At 67.1% G+C, this 15,501-nt stretch carries 15 protein-coding genes; 6 read left to right on the top strand and 9 right to left on the bottom strand.

Annotation, left to right across the window (positions count from 1 at the left end):
* Positions 1 to 10: 10 nt before the first annotated feature.
* Together K2O50_RS03535 and K2O50_RS03530 are read left to right on the top strand one after the other, a co-directional pair.
* Positions 11 to 571 (top strand): DUF4136 domain-containing protein, encoded by a 561-nt coding sequence (locus K2O50_RS03535; RefSeq protein ID WP_050703622.1) that lies wholly within the window; start codon positions 11 to 13, stop codon positions 569 to 571.
* Positions 572 to 803: 232 nt separating this feature from the next.
* A complete protein-coding gene (locus K2O50_RS03530; protein WP_256205958.1) occupies positions 804 to 2,753 on the top strand; it encodes a pilus assembly protein TadG-related protein in 1,950 nt (649 codons plus the stop codon).
* Here K2O50_RS03530 and K2O50_RS03525 read toward each other — a convergent pair.
* Both K2O50_RS03525 and K2O50_RS03520 read right to left on the bottom strand, forming a co-directional pair.
* Positions 2,738 to 5,323 (bottom strand): PAS domain-containing sensor histidine kinase, encoded by a 2,586-nt coding sequence (locus K2O50_RS03525; RefSeq protein ID WP_050703643.1) that lies wholly within the window; start codon positions 5,321 to 5,323, stop codon positions 2,738 to 2,740. The genes K2O50_RS03530 and K2O50_RS03525 overlap by 16 nt on opposite strands.
* A 47-nt stretch (positions 5,324 to 5,370) precedes the next feature.
* On the bottom strand, positions 5,371 to 5,814 hold the full coding sequence (locus K2O50_RS03520; protein WP_050703621.1) for a TadE/TadG family type IV pilus assembly protein: 444 nt from the start codon (positions 5,812 to 5,814) through the stop codon (positions 5,371 to 5,373).
* 75 nt (positions 5,815 to 5,889) lie between these two features.
* Between K2O50_RS03520 and K2O50_RS03515 the strand changes: the two genes are divergently transcribed.
* Positions 5,890 to 6,360 (top strand): prepilin peptidase, encoded by a 471-nt coding sequence (locus tag K2O50_RS03515; protein ID WP_028691368.1) that lies wholly within the window; start codon positions 5,890 to 5,892, stop codon positions 6,358 to 6,360.
* 113 nt (positions 6,361 to 6,473) lie between these two features.
* Complete coding sequence (locus K2O50_RS03510; protein WP_189657100.1) at positions 6,474 to 7,256, top strand: response regulator transcription factor; 783 nt, start codon at positions 6,474 to 6,476, stop codon at positions 7,254 to 7,256.
* Positions 7,257 to 7,394: 138 nt separating this feature from the next.
* Here K2O50_RS03510 and K2O50_RS03505 read toward each other — a convergent pair whose 3' ends face one another.
* Genes K2O50_RS03505 through cpaB form a run of 6 tightly spaced genes read right to left on the bottom strand, consistent with a single transcriptional unit; the run spans position 7,395 to position 12,758 of the window.
* Complete coding sequence (locus tag K2O50_RS03505) at positions 7,395 to 8,282, bottom strand: type II secretion system F family protein (protein ID WP_050703619.1); 888 nt, start codon at positions 8,280 to 8,282, stop codon at positions 7,395 to 7,397.
* Positions 8,283 to 8,284: 2 nt separating this feature from the next.
* Complete coding sequence (locus tag K2O50_RS03500) at positions 8,285 to 9,166, bottom strand: type II secretion system F family protein (protein ID WP_050703618.1); 882 nt, start codon at positions 9,164 to 9,166, stop codon at positions 8,285 to 8,287.
* Complete coding sequence (locus tag K2O50_RS03495) at positions 9,163 to 10,419, bottom strand: CpaF family protein (RefSeq protein WP_028691362.1); 1,257 nt, start codon at positions 10,417 to 10,419, stop codon at positions 9,163 to 9,165. The genes K2O50_RS03500 and K2O50_RS03495 overlap by 4 nt, the downstream gene beginning before the upstream one ends.
* Positions 10,416 to 11,606, bottom strand: coding sequence for a pilus assembly protein (locus K2O50_RS03490; RefSeq protein ID WP_050703617.1), 1,191 nt, complete (start codon positions 11,604 to 11,606; stop codon positions 10,416 to 10,418). The genes K2O50_RS03495 and K2O50_RS03490 overlap by 4 nt, the downstream gene beginning before the upstream one ends.
* Positions 11,603 to 11,791: a hypothetical protein gene (locus K2O50_RS03485; protein WP_156329575.1), complete on the bottom strand. Its 189-nt coding sequence runs from the start codon at positions 11,789 to 11,791 to the stop codon at positions 11,603 to 11,605. The genes K2O50_RS03490 and K2O50_RS03485 overlap by 4 nt, the downstream gene beginning before the upstream one ends.
* A gap of 19 nt (positions 11,792 to 11,810) precedes the next feature.
* Complete coding sequence (cpaB, locus tag K2O50_RS03480; RefSeq protein WP_050703616.1) at positions 11,811 to 12,758, bottom strand: Flp pilus assembly protein CpaB; 948 nt, start codon at positions 12,756 to 12,758, stop codon at positions 11,811 to 11,813.
* 289 nt (positions 12,759 to 13,047) lie between these two features.
* Between cpaB and K2O50_RS03475 the strand changes: the two genes are divergently transcribed.
* On the top strand, positions 13,048 to 13,230 hold the full coding sequence (locus K2O50_RS03475) for a Flp family type IVb pilin (protein WP_050703615.1): 183 nt from the start codon (positions 13,048 to 13,050) through the stop codon (positions 13,228 to 13,230).
* A 47-nt stretch (positions 13,231 to 13,277) separates the two neighbouring features.
* Positions 13,278 to 13,685: a response regulator gene (locus tag K2O50_RS03470; RefSeq protein WP_050703614.1), complete on the top strand. Its 408-nt coding sequence runs from the start codon at positions 13,278 to 13,280 to the stop codon at positions 13,683 to 13,685.
* 127 nt (positions 13,686 to 13,812) lie between these two features.
* On the opposite strand, the gene K2O50_RS03465 is transcribed toward K2O50_RS03470, so the two are convergent.
* On the bottom strand, positions 13,813 to 15,483 hold the full coding sequence (locus K2O50_RS03465; protein ID WP_050703613.1) for a ShlB/FhaC/HecB family hemolysin secretion/activation protein: 1,671 nt from the start codon (positions 15,481 to 15,483) through the stop codon (positions 13,813 to 13,815).
* Positions 15,484 to 15,501: the final 18 nt, after the last annotated feature.

Raw genomic sequence — 15,501 nt, 5'->3', positions numbered from 1 at the left:
GAGAACCATCATGTTGCGCCGTCTCGTTCTACTGTCCTTCGCCCTGCTGCTGGCCGCCTGTTCGAGCAACAACGTGCAGCACGACTTCGATGCCAGCCGCGACTTCGCCGCCTACCGCAGCTGGGCCTGGCAGGAGCCGGGCCTGCAATATCGCCCGGACGATCCGCGGATCAAGAGCGACCTGACCGAACAGCGCATTCGCCAGGCAGTCGCCGGCCAGCTCGACCAGCGCGGCCTGCGCCCGGTCCAGGGCAATGCCCGGGCGGATGTGAAGGTGCGCGCCTACCTGATCGTCGAGGACCGCCAGCAGCAGATCACCACCAACTACGGCGGTGCCTGGGGTGGCTACTGGGGCGGTTACTGGGGTGGGCCGATGTACAACGAGACGCGCAGCGTCGACTACAAGGTGGCGACCATCCAGGTCGACCTGTTCGACGGCCGTGACGGCAAGCTGGTATGGCGCGGCAGCGCCGAGCAGATCATGAACAACTACCCGCCCAGCCCGCAGGAGCGTAATGCTGCGATCCAGAAGACCGTGACCCAGGTGCTGAGCAACTATCCGCCACATTGAAACCTGAGCGCCCCCTGTAGGAGCGGCCTTGCGCCGCGAAAGGGCCGCACAGCGGCCCCAGCGATCTATGCATGAACGCTGAAATCCAGGGGCTGCTGCGCAGCCCTTTCGCGGCACAAGGCCGCTCCTACAGGGTGTCGAGCGCAGTAAACAAGGCAACTTGCCATCACCTTGACTACACTCCTTGCACCGCCGCCGCGCTGCCGGGCCACAGGCCGGCAAAGGAGTGCCCGTGGTTCCCCGTTCCGCTGTGCGCCAACGTGGCGCGATCGGCCTGATGGCCGCGCTGACCATGGGCCTGGCCCTGGTGTTAATGCTCCTGACCGTCGACAGCGGCCGTCTCTACCTCGAACAACGCAAGCTGCAGCGCATCGCCGACATGGCCGCCCTGGAAGCCGCCGAGCACGGCGGAGTCTGCAGCGGCAGCGGCCCGCAGGCCTCCGCCCTGGCCCGCACCGCAGCCACCCGCAACGGCCACTCGCCCCTCAATCCACTGATCGCCAGCTGCGGCTACCTGCGCACCGGCATCGACAACCTGCGCACCTTCACCGCCGACAACGTGCGTAACGAGGCGATCAAGGTCGAGGTCAGCAACGTGGTGGTCACCAGCGTCGCCGGCGGGGTATACGCGCTGGTCCAGGGCGGTGCCATCGCCCGCACCACCACACTCCGTGCCAGCGCGGTCGCCGCCAGCCCAGGGCCGCCCCAGGCGATGTTGAGCATTCGTACCACACTCCTGCAAGTCAACTCGATGCAATCAGCCGTTCTCAACGCGCTGCTGAAGGCCATCGGTGCAAGCACCCAACTCAGCGTGCTGGGCTGGCAAGGTATCGCCGATACCCAGCTCAACCTGCTCAGCTATACCGACGCACTGTCGACCGAACTGCACCTGGACCTGGGGGACTACCAGCAATTGCTGAACCTGGAGACCACTACCGAGAAGCTGTTGGACGTTGCCGTCAAGGTGCTCCAACAAAGTGGGGCCACTGCGCAGGTGACCGGCAACCTGCTCAAGCTTGCGGCAGACCTGACGGGGCCGATAACGCTGGGTGAGCTGCTGAATCTCCAGACCGGGACGGTCCAGGCGGGCCTGGATGCGAACGTTCAACTGCTGCAGCTGGTGCAAGCCATGATTCAGGTGGCGGCGAAGCGGCAAGCCGTGAATGCCGAAATCCCTATCAATGCATTGGGGCTGGTCAACGGTCGCGTGTACCTCAAGGTGATCGACCCTCAGCAAACCTCTGCCGCGGGTGACCCGCGTACCGATGAGTTGCGTGTTCATACAGCCCAGATCCGGGCGCTGGTCTCCCTCGACCTGCCCCTGCTGAGCGGCATCGCCGGGCTGCTCAACGCGGTGCTGGACCTGGCGGCACCCTTGACCAACGTGCTCAACAACCTGCTCAGCCTGAACCTGCTGGGCACCGTGCAATCGTTGACCTGCGCCCTGGGCATTCCGTGCAAGGTCAGCGACATCAAGCTGCTGGACGGCCAGGTGCATATCGATATCGGCATCGAAGTCGCCGAAGGCAGCAGCCGCCTGCGCCCGGCACCGCCCGACAACTACACCTGCACCCCGAAGAGCCTGACCACCCTCACCCAGCGCTCGGCGGCGAAGATCGCCATCGGCAGGTTCGATTCCCCGGCGGATTTCCTCAGCAACGGCACTACCGTGGTCAAGGCCCTGCCGGTCATCGATATCGGCACCAATGTCTGCAGCCGCCTGCTGATCCTGCCGCCGTCCTGCGGTACACGGGTGCCCTATGCCGGTGGCGGCATCGGCCTGCGGGTGGACAGCAAGCTGCTGGGCAGTGGCCCGGTGGAAAAGACGCTGCTGTTCAGCGGCGCCCATGCCCCGACCGAAATCGGCCAGGAACCTGCCTACCAAGCCATGGACAGCGACCAGGCCCAGGTGGTGGCGAGCCTGTCCGACACCCTGGCGGGCATCCACCTGGAAGCCTACAAGCCCACCGGCAATGGCGGCCTTGGTCAGGTGCTGGTGCTCACCGCCGGGCTGCTGGACGGGGTGAAGAACATCCTCGAGCCGGTCATCAAGAACCTGCTCAGCCCCCTGCTCGATCCCCTGGTCAACGGCTTGCTCAAGGTGCTGGGGATCGACCTGCTCGACGCCCAGGTCGGCACCAACCTCAGTTGCGCCAGCGGCCACACTCAACTGGTGCTGTGAAGGGGCAGCTCGACCCGCAAGCACGCACCCTCGGCGCCGTTGTCCACGCTCAGGCAGCCGCCCATCTGGCTGACGATGCCATGGCTGACCGACAGACCCAGCCCGGTGCCGACCCCGGCCGGCTTGGTGGTGAAGAAGGGTTCGAAGATCCGCTCGTGCAGTTGCGGATCGATCCCGCCGGCGTTGTCCTCCACCAGCAGCGACAGGCCCCCGCCATGCAGCGCCTGGCGTACCCGGATCCATGGCTGCGCCACCTGCTTTTCCAGCAAGGCGTCACGGGCATTGACCATCAGGTTGATCAGCACCTGTTCCAGCTGATCCTGATGCCCGAGCACCTGCGCCAGGGCCTCGGGCGGCTCCAGGCGCAGCGTCACGCCCTTGCCGCGCAGGCCTTCCTCGAGCAACGCCCGGGCGCCTTCCACCGCGGCCCAGGCGGCGAAGGGCTCGCGCTCGACCGCCGAGCGCCGGCCATACACCCGCATATGATCGACAAGACGGGCGGCCCGCTCGACCTGGGCCTCGATACGGCGCAGCTTGTCCTCCAGGTAGGCCTGATCGGCGGCACCGTTCTCCAGGCGCTTGAGGGTGTTGGCCACCGCCATGCGCATCACGTTGAGCGGCTGGTTGATCTCGTGCAGCAGCCCGGTGGCCAGCTCGCCGAGGGTCGCCATCTTCGCGCCCTGCAGCAGTTGCTGCTGGCTGCGCCGCACCTCGGTGTTGTCGCGGCCCACGGCCTGGACCTCCAGCAGGTTGCCCTCGGCGTCGAACAACCCACGGTCGGCCCAGACCCACCAGGCATGCTCGCGACCGGGCAGTTGCAAGCAGATCTCCGCGCTGCTCACCGGCTGCTCCGGTGTCAGCGCCCGCAGGCGCAGGAGGAAGGCCTCGCGCTGGCCGGCGGACAACCACTGCCCCAGGTCCGCGCCCTGCAACTGCTCGGGCATGCAGCCCAGGTAGTCGGCCAGGGGCCGATTGCCGAACAGCACGGTCAGGTCCGGGCGATAACGACAGATCATCGCCGGCGAGTCCTCCACCAGCACGCGGTAGCGCTCCTCGCTCTGGCGCATGCGCTCGGCGGCTTCAGTGGCCTCGCTGACGTCCAGCCACAGGCCGACCACCTCCAGCGGCTGGCCGAGGTCGTCACGCAGCAGGCGGGCCTCGTCGAGCATCCAGTGATAGCCGCCAAGGTGATCGCGCAGGCGATAGCGGCAACGCACCTGGCCATCACGCAACAGGCCGCGGGTGCGCTCCAGCCACAGCGGGCGGTCGTCCGGATGCACCGCCAGGCCCGGCTGGCGCGCCTGTTCGCTGTCGGCCGCCCAGCCCAGCAACGGCGCCAGGCTGGCGCTGTAGAAATCGCTGTGCAGCGCGCCTTCGGCATAGCGCTGCACGTAGATCACCGCGGGCGAGCGGGCGATGAGGTTCTCCAGCCGAGCACGGGCCGCGCCGGCCTGCTGCTCCTGGGCCTTGAGGGCGCTGATATCGAGCAGGAAGCCGCGCAATTGGCCGCCCTGGCCCTGCCCGGCCCAATGCAGCCAGCGCGGCGGCGCCAGGGGATCGGGGTCCGGCACACGCACGCTCAGGCTCAGCGCCTGCCCGTCACGAGCCTGGTCCAGGGCCAGTTGCGCCGGCTCGCGGTCCGCCGGGTGCAGGCGGGCGAGCCATTGGCCAAGGCTGACCCGGTTCGCCAACCCGAGGCTCGCGGCCAGGGCCGGGTCCAGCTGCAGCTCGCCGTGCGCCGGCCACTCCCACCACCCCGCGCCCAGCTGGCGCTGCAGGTCATCGAGGTGATGGGCCTGGTGCTGCAGTTGCTGGCGGCGATGGCGCACCAGCAGCGGCTCGGTCAAGGTCCGCACCAGCGCCAGGGCCATGTCGACCGGGGGCGCCTGCCGCGCCCCGGCGCACAGCACCCAGGCCTCGGCCTCCAGGCCCTGACGATAGGGCACCAGAAACAGTGACGCAGCACCGCACAGGGCAAGCAACTCGGGGTCGTCATCGACCCCGATCAGGGTATGGGCCGGCCAACGCTCCAGGCGCTCGCGCAGCTTGCGATCATCAGGCCAGGGCCAGGTCTCGTCGCTGCTGGCGTAGTGGCGCCAGCCCCCCGCCTCGCGCAGCATCAGCCGTAGCGCGGCCGCCTGCCAGTGCTCGGCCAGGCTGTACAACTGTTCGCGGGTCGTCTGTAGCAGGCGCTCGCTGCCGCATTCGCGCAGAGCGTGGCCGATCTCGCCGAGCAGGGGGCGCTGACGGTCCCAGCGCTGTTCGCGCAGCAGGTCGCCGATGTCGAAAAGCTGCAGCATCCAGCCCTGTTCATGGCGCTGCAGCCAGCCACGGGTGTGCAACGCATGCCCCATGACGGTATGGAAGTCCAGGTCCAGGGGCTGGCCCTGCCAGTCGGCGGGTTGCCCTTCGAGCACCAGCCAGCTATGGCGCTCCAGATAATCGTGCACCCGCGCACCCGCCTGAGCGGGAAGTGCCAGCAGGCTGCGCAGCGGACCGGCCAGGCGCAGCACCCGCGCCTGGTCGTCGAGCCACAGCTGCAGGCCGATGGCCGGTGTCACCTCGGGCATCTGGGCCGGGACCGGCGCGGCGAACCAGCGATCAAACAGGCCACCACTCACAGTTGCAGGCTCGCCTGGGCCTGTAACCGCGCGGGCAGCTTCGGTACGTCACCGACCACCGGCAGCACCAGCGTCGGCAGCACCTGCGTCAGGCGCGAGCGCGGGTAGTCGATCACCACCGTGAGCACCTTGTCCGCGCCAACGGTGACCCGGGTGTCGGTAAGCACACTGAACCCCAGCGCGCTGGGCATCCATGCCAACTGCTGGCCGATCACCTGGCGGGCCAGCCCCTGCACGTCCAGCTCGTAGGTCTGGCTGGTCGGGTCCACGGCCACGCAGCGGCGCACGGCCTCGCTGCTGGCCTGGTTGAACGACTGCAGCATCAGCATCGGCAAGGCGTAGCTGACCAGCCCATAGAACACCGCGAAAAACACCATGAATACCGCGACAAACTCGATGGCTGCCGCGCCTTTTTGCCGTCCCGCCGGGCCTGCTTTCATGATCGCGTCTACCCTGACTGTGAGACCTGTCTGAAAGCATAGAACCGTTCAACGAATAGGGATGGCAATTTGCCAATGCAAAGCATTGTTCTCCTGATGTGGCTTGCCTTGTGCACCGAACAAGATGTCCGTGAACGGCAAATCTCCAACGCCCTGACCCTCGGGGTCGCGGCGTGCGCCCTGGCCTGGCTGTTCGCCACCGGACGCAGCTGGATCGGCGCCGACGCCAGCGAAGCCGGCTGGGCCCTGGCCATCGTCATGCTGCTCACCCTGCCCGGCTATATGCTCGGCCGCTTCGGCGCCGGCGACGTCAAGCTGATGGGCGCCCTGGCCCTGGCCACCAGCCCGCAGTACGTGCTCGGCACCTTCATCGGCGCCGGGGTCACCGTGCTGGCCTGGATGTTCGGCCGACGGCGCCTGTGGACCCTGCTCAATCCCAAGGTGAAAAAGCGCTTGCAGGCGCTGGCCGAACAGGTCGGCGACAAGCAGCCCTTTGCTCCGTACGTGCTGGCCGGTTTCCTGCTGACGGCCGTCTGGATCCAATAACCGACCGCTGGGTCGCTTCCATGAGCTAGATGCATGTACATAATTGCAAAGTGCGACTACTTTTCTACCTGCCAGAGCCTCTGGCCCGGGAGCAGAGCCGATACAACAGGGAGTTGATCGTGAACAAATCTGTCAGTGAGGTGAAAGTGCTGGTGGTCGACGACCAGCCAGTGATCGTCGAAGAGTTGTGCGAGTTTCTCGAAAGCGAAGGCTACCGCTGCGTCCCCGCCCATTCCACCGGGCAGGCCATCGACTGCTACAAGGCCGACGAGACCATCGGCCTGATCCTCTGCGACCTGCACATGCCCGAGCGCGATGGCATCGAGCTGGTCCGCACCCTCAAGCAGATCGCCGGGCCGCAGCGCATGTTCGAGGCGATCATGCTGACCGGCCGCGCCGACAAGCAGGACGTGATCCGCGCCTTGCGCGAGGGCTTCGCCGACTACTACCAGAAACCCATGGACCTGGACGAACTGCTCGAGGGCGTGCGCCGCCAGGAAGCGGCGCTGCTCGAACGGCGCCGCAATTTCCGCGAGCTGGGCAGCCTCAACCAGCGCCTGCAGGAGCTGGCCGAGTCCATCGACGATCTCTACCAGGACCTGGAAAAAGCCCGGGGCCAGGGCACCCACCGCCGCGCCAGCGACGCCGAGGAGGGCGAGGCGGAGCTGCCCGCCGCCTTCGAGAAGCTGTCACCGCGCCAGCTTGAAGTGGCCCGGCTGGTGAGCAAGGGCAAGACCAACTACCAGATCGCCTGCGAGCTGGGCATCACCGAGAACACGGTGAAGCTGTACGTGTCACAGGTGCTGCGCCTGACCCACATGCACAACCGCACGCAGCTGGCGCTGGCGTTGACCCCGCGTTCGTCGCCGGTGCATCAGCGGTTTACCACGCATTGACCTTGTGCTTTGTAGGAGATCACACAGCCCCTACTGGCTACGCTGTCGCGCAGGGAGCAGGGTTCCAGCGTTGATGTCGAGATTGCGGGGCCGCTCTGCGGCCCATTCGCGGCACCAGGCCGCTCCTACACTGCATGTTCATGAACCCAAGGCCCGCGCCAGGGCGGAAAAACCTGGCCCGGCCAGGACGATCAGCAACGCCGGGAACAGGAACACCATCATCACCGCCGACATCTTCGCCGACATCTTCGACACCCGTTCCTGCAAGCCAGTCAGGCGCCGGTCGTCGAGCAGCTCCTTGAGCGCCAGCAGTGACTTCATCGAGCCACTGCCCTGCACCAGCAGTTGCTGGAGGATGACGCAGGTGTCGATCAGCTCGTCCACCGCCAGCAGGCGCGCGGTCTTTTCCAGCTCCGGGCCCAGGGCCAGGCCGGAATCGACCCGCTGCAGGACCAGGCGCAATTCGTCGCTGATGTTCGGCACCAGGCTACGGCCTTCATAGGCCAGCACCCGCAGGGCCTGCTCCACCGCCAGCCCGGTTTCGAAGAGGATGCGCAGCAGCGGGATCAGCAGGCTCACCTCCTGGGCGATCTGCCGCTGACGCCGCGCCGCCGCCAGCACCAGCAGGCGCTTGGGCAGCAGGTAGCCCGCGCCCATCGCGCAGAGCACCAGCACGCCCCAGTGCCCGCGGTTTTCCACGGGCAAGCCATGGGCCAGCAGCAGCGCCACGCTCACCGCCAGCAGCGGCAAGCCCAGCTGCACGGCGGCGAACAGCGCCCGTTGCCGGCTGCGCCGCCAGCCCAGGCGATCGAGCAGCGCCTGGGTCTCGCCATCCAGCCGTTGCAGGCGCCGCCCCAACGGGCTGCTGCCCAGCCACTGCAACCAGTCACCGAGCCGCTCGTCACGGGCCAATCGCCCCTGCAGACGCCGCGCCACCCGCTGCCCGGCCCGCCACTGCCGGGCGGCCTGCAAGGCCAGCAGCACGAACGCGGCGAACAGGAACAGCGCGCAGAGCAACATGGCCATGCTCACAGGCTCCTCATCATGCGCCACAACACCAGGCAGCCGACGGCCTGCAGGGCAAAGGCAAACAGCAGCATCAGCTGACCGCTGCGGTCGTGCCACATGGCCAGCAGGTAGGTGGGGTTGGCGAACAGGAAGTAGCCGACCATGGCCAGCGGCAGCGCGCCGAGGATCCACGCGGTGATGCGCGTCTCGCCGGTCATGGCGCGCAGTTGCCGGTCGCCCTGCTCGTGCTCGCGGATCAGCTTGATCAGGTTCTCCATCAGCTCGCTGGCATTGCCGCCGTGGCGCTGATTGATGCGCAGCCCCAGGGCGAACATGCGCAGTTCGGCCTGGCCATAGAGTTCGGCGAGTTCGTTGACCGCATCCTCCAGCGGCACGCCCAGTTGCACGTTGCGCCGCACCCGCAGCATCGCCGAGCGCAGCGGCTCGCGGGTGCTGTCGACGCCGCCGAGCACCGCCTCGTTCAGGGTGCGACCGGCCTTGAGGCTGCGCACGCTGTAGTCGAGCAGGCCGGGCAGTTGCTGGACGATCTGCAGCAGGCGCCGCCGGCAGCGCCAGGCCAGGTAGAGGTGACCGAGCAGCGGCAGGCCGAACAGCACCATCGACGCCGCCACCCAACCCGCAACCAGACCGGCGAGCAGGGTCAGCGCCAGCCAGGCGAACAGCCACGGCCTGGGGGAAAAGTCGGCATGGGCCAGGCCCGCCCGCTGCAGCAGCGGGTCGAGCCAGTCGCGCCGGGCTTTGCCGCTGCGCACGGCGCGGTAGGCCCGGCCCAGGCGTTCGAGGATGCGCTCCTCGCCGCGCTTGTACAGGCCCAGGCGCAACAGCAGCAGCGCCATGCCCAGGCACAAGGGTGACAGCGCCAGCAGCAGCGGGCCCATCACAGCACACCCTCGTGGCGCAGCTTGTTGCCGGCCGGGTTAGGCGCCTCGCGCAGGAAGCCGTCGCCGCTGCGCCGGTCGAGGCGGAACAAGGTGTTGGTGACATACACATCGTCACGCACGCCGACCACCTCCAGCACTTCGCTGACGCAGCGTCGGCCATCGGCCAGGCGGGTCAGCTGGATCACCACGTCCAGCGCCGCACAGATCATCTGCCGCAGGGTCTTCTCGGCCACCTGCCGACCGGTCAGGCCGACCAGGGTCTCCAGGCGCAGCAACGCGTCCTGGGCAGTGTTGGCATGCACCGTGCTCATCGAGCCGTCGTGGCCGGTGTTCATCGCGGTCATCACATCGAGCACCTCGGCGCCGCGGATCTCGCCGAGGATGATGCGGTCGGGGCGCATGCGCAGGGCGTTGCGAATCAGCTCGCTGGCCTTGATCTCGCCATGGCCCTCGGCATTCGGCGGGCGGGTTTCCAGGCGCACCACATGCGGGTGGTGCAGTTGCAGTTCGGCCACGTCCTCGATGGTCACCAGGCGCTCCTGGGGCGCGATCATCTGGCTGAGGATATTGAGCAAAGTGGTCTTGCCGGTGCCGGTGCCGCCGCTGACCAGAATGTTGCAGCGCCGGCCCACGGCGCGTTCGAGGAAGTCGTAGATCGGCTGGTCGATGGCCCGGGTGGCCAGCAAGTCGGCGCTCTTGAGCATGTCCTGGCGGAACTTGCGGATCGACAGGCAAGGCCCGTCCAGGGCCACCGGCGGGATGATCGCGTTGACCCGGCTGCCGTCGGGCATGCGCGCGTCGACCATCGGCGACGACTCGTCCAGGCGCCGCCCGAGGGGCGCGAGGATGCGCTGCATAACTCGTTCGACATGATGGGCGTCGATGAAGCGCAGGTCGGTCTGCTGCAGCAACCCCGCCCGCTCGACAAACACCCGGTATGGGCCGTTGACCAGGATCTCGGTAACGCTCGGGTCGCGCAGCAGCACCTCCAGCGGCCCATAGCCGGTCAGCTCGTCGACGATCTCCTCGGCCAGGCGCTCCATCTCGTAGCGCGACAACGCCAGGCGCAGGCGCGCCACATAGTCGCCCACCTGTTCCAGGACGAACTGCGCCAGCACCGGGCGCGCCCCCTCGAGCAGGTTGCGGCCGCTGTCCTCGATGGCGTCGATGACATGCCGGTGCAGGGCGCGCTTGAGCACCTGCGGATCGCTGGCCGCATGGCGCGGTCCGCCAAAGGGTTCTTCGTTGCTCATCGGTTGCCCCATAGCCGGTTGAGCCAGCCCTGGCCTGTCGGCGCCAGGTTTTCCGAACGCTGCGCCAGGCGTTCACCCAAGCCGCGCAAGGCCTGGGTCAGGCCTTCGCGTGGAGCCAGCTCGAACAGGCTCAGGCCCTGGTTCTTGGCGTTAAGGCGCACCTCCGGGCTGTAGGGCATGACCTTGAGCAAGGCCAGCCCGTAGCGTTTGGCCAGGGCATCTGCATCCGGCGCCACATGGCGCAGGTAGCGGTCCACCAGCAAACTGGCATGCTCCAGCTTGATGCCGCGGTCGCGCCACTGTTCGAGCACGTCCAGATTGCGCCGGCAGTCGAGGATGTTCTGGTCGGTGTAGACGATCAGCTTGTCGCAGTGGCTGACGATGGTGCGCAGGGCCTCGCTGTCGGCCTGGCCGGTGAGGTTCACGACGATGTGCTGGAAGTGCTGGCGCAAGGCGCCGAGCAGCATGTACAGCTCGGCGGCGCTGGACTGTTCCAGGGCCTCGTCGTTGTCGGCGTAGGCGAGGATGCGCAGGCCGCCCTTGTCGCGGGTGAAGGCGCTGTCGATCAGGGTCGTGTCGAGCCGGCGCAGATGGCGCAGTGCATCACCGAAATGGAACGAGGCCTCCAGCCCCAGCAGCGCCAGGCTGTCGCCCCGGGGCAGGCCGAGGTCGAGCAGCAGGGTCTGCTGGCCGCTGTCCTGCACCACCCGCGCCAGGTGCGTGGTGAGCAGCGCGCCGTCGGCGCCGCGCTGGGTGCCGAAGAGCACGGTCAGGCCGCCCAGGCTGGGGTTGCTGGTGACTGTCGGCAGGCGCTTGCCCAGGCGCCGCACCAGCCCTGCCACCTCGCTGGCCCGCGAACCGTAGGCGACGAAGTCGCGGGCGCCGGCGCGCATGGCGTGCAGCACCAGCTGGTTGTCCATGCCGTCGCCGAGGGCGACGATGGCCAGCATCGGCTTGGCTTCGAGCATGCCCTCGATCAGCGCGCACTGGCCGATCAGTTGCTCGCGGTCCAGGCCAATGAACACCAGGTTGCTGAAGGTCATGTCGACCAGCGCCAGCAGCTCGTCGAGGTTCGGGCTGCTGGCACCGATCACCTGCCCCAGCGGCGCCAGCGCGCCCTGCAGCCAGTGCAGGTCCTCGTCGGTGCGGGTCAAGGCCAGGTAGGTCTGGTTCAGGCTTTCGTTCATTGGGACAACCCGCCATGGACCCAGACGATGGTGAAGACGCTGTTGTCGAGGGGAATGCCGGGCGAGCCGATCAGGCTGTGCAACTGACCGAACGCCGTGCACCCCTTGGCCGCCGCCTGCGCCGTCGGCGCCAGCAGGGGCAGGGTCAATCCGCCTCGTGGAGTAACACGCAAAGAACTACGCATGGATCGCATCCTTGCCGGTTCAGGGAGACTTGTTGTTATCGCCGCTCTGGGCGCCGCGAATGATCTGCATCGTCGGCGCACCGGCCGCGGCGGCGACCGCCTGGCTGGCCAGGGGCACCTGGGACAGCTGACTGAAGCGATAGAGGTCGCGGTTGGCGCGCTGCAGCTGCGAGCTGGCATCCTGGCCGGACCAGTAGGCCGCCAGCAGGGGCTCGTCGGCGCTGCGCACCGCCAGGCGCAAAGTCCCGGCCTGGGCCGCCAGCATCAGACGGCTGGCCAAAGCTTCGGGCACGGCCAGGCTCACGGTGCGGGTGGTGTTGCTGTTCAGCGATTGCTGCTCGCGCCGGGCCTTCTGTTCTTCGGCCGTTTGCGCAGGGCGCCCGTCGTTGGCCAGCCCGGTCTGCTGGTCGACGCTGAGCACGCGCAAGGCCCGCAGCACCACCTGGGCGGAGGACTGCGGGTTGTTGTTCTCTTCACGCAGGAACAGCAGCACGTCGACGAAGTCTCCTGGGCGCAACTGCCCGGCGGCGGCGCTCACATCGTCGACGGCCACCGCCACGGCGCGCTCGTGGGGGCGGATCATCCGCGCCAGCGGGCCACCGGCCTGGAAGCTCGACTCGTCCAGCCAACTGCCTGCCGCCAAGGGACGGGAGCTGCGACGTCCGAGCACCTGGTCGAGTTGCTGGAAGGCGCCGGCGGGTACCACCTGCAGACGTTCGACCAGCACATCATCCTCGCTCAAGGGGGTGTTGGCCGGTACCGCCCTGCGCAGCACCACGATGGGTGAACGTGGCGGTTCGGGAGGAGCGACGGGGACCGGCGCGGCGGGAATCACCGCTTCACCGGAGGGGGGCAATGGCGCCGGCGCCGGTTCGGCCGGATGGCTCAAACGCAGGCCCCAGTAACCGGCGAGCAAGGCCGCGATCAGGAACAGGCCGGCGAGGATCATGGTCAGGCGACTGCTCATCTGCGCTCTCCCCTACGCCTGGGACCAATGATGGCAAAAGGTAACTATTTCGCTATTGGACGGTAGCTGAGCCGCAATCTTTCGCCATTACCTGTACCGCATTTTTAGAGCCATGAAATTGACGCGTCGGCAAAACAAAAACTTAGCACCGCCAATTACAACCAATACTTTTGGATTAATGCTTTCTTACATTTGCAGGTCGCCACAGCTTGGCGATGCTCTGATGGCAAAGGGGTATCACTTATCAAGCCCCGCCGACCGGCGCCCATCGAGCGCAAGGAGTAGTGCCATGCTGCTGCAACAGATCCTCATCCATGTGAAGACTTTCCTCCAGCGCAAGGACGGCGCCTCCGGTATCGAATACGCCGTGATCGCGGCCATGGTGGCGGTGGTGCTGGCCGGCTTCGTCACGCCGATCTCGACCGAGGTGTCGGCGATCATGACCACCATCCAGACCGCGATCACCCAGTGATCGCGCAGCACCTGCATGACGTGTAGTCCCACAGCCTGGAGCCGACCATGCCGACCTCTTCCTTGCGTCAACAGATCCTGCTGGTGGACGACGAGGAAGAGGCCCTGCTGGAGCTGGCCGAGCTGCTGGAGAACGAAGGTTTCTGTTGCCACACCGCCACCTCGGTGCGCGGCGCCCTGCAGCAGCTGACCCGCCACCCCGATGTCGCCCTGGTGATCACCGACCTGCGTATGCCCGAGGAGAGCGGCCTGGGCCTGGTGCAGCGCCTGCGCGACCACACCGCGCGCCAGCATTTGCCGGTGATCGTCATGTCCGGGCATGCCGACATGGACGATGTCAGCGACCTGCTGCGCTTGCAGGTGCTCGACCTGTTCCGCAAGCCGATCTATCACGCGCGCCTGCTCGAGACGCTGGAGAACCTGTTTCCCAAGCCGTTGATGCAGGCCGTTAAATAGCTGGAGCTACCCCCCTGTAGGAGCGGCCTTGTGCCGCGAAATGGCCGCAAAGCGGCCCCTCGATTTCGGCAGCGCCGCGACATTAGCTGGGGCCGCTACGCGTCCCTTTCGCGGCACAAGGCCGCTCCTACAATTGATAACTGAAACTCAGGTTCAGCCGTGGCCGCCGGTTGAAGCTGTCCAGGGCGATGTCCGACATCGGCTTGGCCACCTCGACAGCGATGTTGTAGTAGCGCATATCGCCAAACCGCAACCCCAGCGCCGCCGATGACATTTTCGTGTCCTTCACGTCCAGCTCGTTGAACCAGGCCCGCGCCGTGTCGAGCGCCACATACGGCTGCACGACCTTGAGCCATCCACCGTCGCGGTGGAAGCTGTAGTTGACCTCGTAGGCCAGCCCCCAGCCTTTGTCGCCCGAGCCCTGGTCACTGGGGTAACCGCGCCCGAAGTTCTGCCCGCCGAACACCGCCCGCTCACTGTCGGGCAGGCTGTCATTGCTCCAGTAGGCTGCCGCCGAGGCCACGCCCTGCCAGTTGTCGGTGAAGTTGTCGCTCTGCACGCCCGATACCCTCAGGCGCAGAAAGTCCAGGTCGTAATCGGCATTGGTGTTCGCCCCCAGCCGATCGAGCCCCTGGTAGACCCCGGCACTGAGGATGCGCAGTCGCCCCGCCTCGGCCTTGCGCCAGTCGCCTTCGAAGGACAGCGCGCGAATGTCGGTCTCGCTGTCCAGCCGCAACGGAAAGCCCACCACCTGGTAGTCGATTTGGTCGTTGACCACATAGAAGCGCCCGACCACCTCCAGCCATTCGCTGGGCGAGGCGATCAACGACTGGCTGATGCCCACCGAGTAGCGTTCATTCTCGCGGTGCTGGGTCAGGTCGATGCCATTGTCCAGGCGGATGCGCGCCTTGGGGTCGCTGCGATAGCGCGAGGCTGACAGCAACAGCTTCGAACCCTCGGCATCGAGGAACTGGCTGTAGTCGAGGCGGTAGTAATGCTCCTTGTCCTCGCCGGGCGGCACCAGCACGCTGGCGCTCAGCTGCTCGGCAAAACGGGTCTGCGCGTTGCTGCTGGCACCGAGTAGCGCCTGCAGGTCGTCGCGGCTGCCGTCGTTGAGGCTCAGGGTGGTGGTAAACGGTTTGCGCGAGACCTGGGCCAGCAGCCGGGTCGCGCCATCGGTGGTGGCCGGGGGCGGCACCTGGGCCTGGAAGGTCACTCCGGGGATACGCCCGGCCAGGCTGGTATAGCGCTCGAAGCTTTCGCGGGTCAGCGGGCGCTCGGCCTTGAGGCGCTCCATCAGCTGGTCCAGGTAAGCCCGCGCCGCGCCGATATCGCCCTCGACCTGATAGTCGTGGATATAGCCCTCCACCAGCACCACCCGCACCCGGCCATCGACGAAGTCCTGGGGCGGCAGGTAGGCATACGACAGCAGGTAGCCGTCCTGCTGGTAGCGCTGGGTCAGGCGGCGGGTGACCTCGATCAGCTCGGCGAGGGTCACCTCGCTACCGATCAGCGGCTGGTAGTGCTCGCGCAGGTCGCTCAGGGGGTAGACGGTACCGCCCTCGAAGCGCACCTTGCGCACCGCCACCCGCGTGCTCATCAGCAACGGCGATTGCCGTGCGTTGTCCACGGTGGGTATGCGCAGGCCGGCGGGGCCGGGACGATAGGCGTCCACCGGGAGGTTCGGCGTGGGCAGGCGGCGCTCGGTCTCGTTGCTGTTGAGGAAACTCGGCAAGGGCTCGGCCCGGGCCAGGCTGGCCACGGACAGCGCCAGCATCGTCACCAGCCATCGGCGCATTCGGACACTCCATGATCC

It is taken from the genome of Pseudomonas sp. 2hn, from assembly GCF_019646095.1.
GTDB lineage: Bacteria > Pseudomonadota > Gammaproteobacteria > Pseudomonadales > Pseudomonadaceae > Aquipseudomonas > Aquipseudomonas peradeniyensis.
This window is presented reverse-complemented; position numbering and strand designations above follow the sequence as displayed.

Excerpts from the sequence above, each read along its gene's own strand:
- K2O50_RS03515 (WP_028691368.1), top strand. The coding sequence starts at position 5,890 with ATGCAAAGCATTGTTCTCCTGATGTGGCTTGCCTTGTGCACCGAACAA.
- K2O50_RS03505 (WP_050703619.1), bottom strand. The coding sequence starts at position 8,282 with ATGGCCATGTTGCTCTGCGCGCTGTTCCTGTTCGCCGCGTTCGTGCTG.
- K2O50_RS03470 (WP_050703614.1), top strand. The coding sequence starts at position 13,278 with ATGCCGACCTCTTCCTTGCGTCAACAGATCCTGCTGGTGGACGACGAG.
- K2O50_RS03495 (WP_028691362.1), bottom strand. The coding sequence starts at position 10,419 with ATGAGCAACGAAGAACCCTTTGGCGGACCGCGCCATGCGGCCAGCGAT.
- K2O50_RS03535 (WP_050703622.1), top strand. The coding sequence starts at position 11 with ATGTTGCGCCGTCTCGTTCTACTGTCCTTCGCCCTGCTGCTGGCCGCC.
- cpaB (WP_050703616.1), bottom strand. The coding sequence starts at position 12,758 with ATGAGCAGTCGCCTGACCATGATCCTCGCCGGCCTGTTCCTGATCGCG.
- K2O50_RS03525 (WP_050703643.1), bottom strand. The coding sequence starts at position 5,323 with ATGCCCGAGGTGACACCGGCCATCGGCCTGCAGCTGTGGCTCGACGAC.
- K2O50_RS03490 (WP_050703617.1), bottom strand. The coding sequence starts at position 11,606 with ATGAACGAAAGCCTGAACCAGACCTACCTGGCCTTGACCCGCACCGAC.
- K2O50_RS03485 (WP_156329575.1), bottom strand. The coding sequence starts at position 11,791 with ATGCGTAGTTCTTTGCGTGTTACTCCACGAGGCGGATTGACCCTGCCC.
- K2O50_RS03520 (WP_050703621.1), bottom strand. The coding sequence starts at position 5,814 with ATGAAAGCAGGCCCGGCGGGACGGCAAAAAGGCGCGGCAGCCATCGAG.
- K2O50_RS03465 (WP_050703613.1), bottom strand. The coding sequence starts at position 15,483 with ATGCGCCGATGGCTGGTGACGATGCTGGCGCTGTCCGTGGCCAGCCTG.
- K2O50_RS03475 (WP_050703615.1), top strand. The coding sequence starts at position 13,048 with ATGCTGCTGCAACAGATCCTCATCCATGTGAAGACTTTCCTCCAGCGC.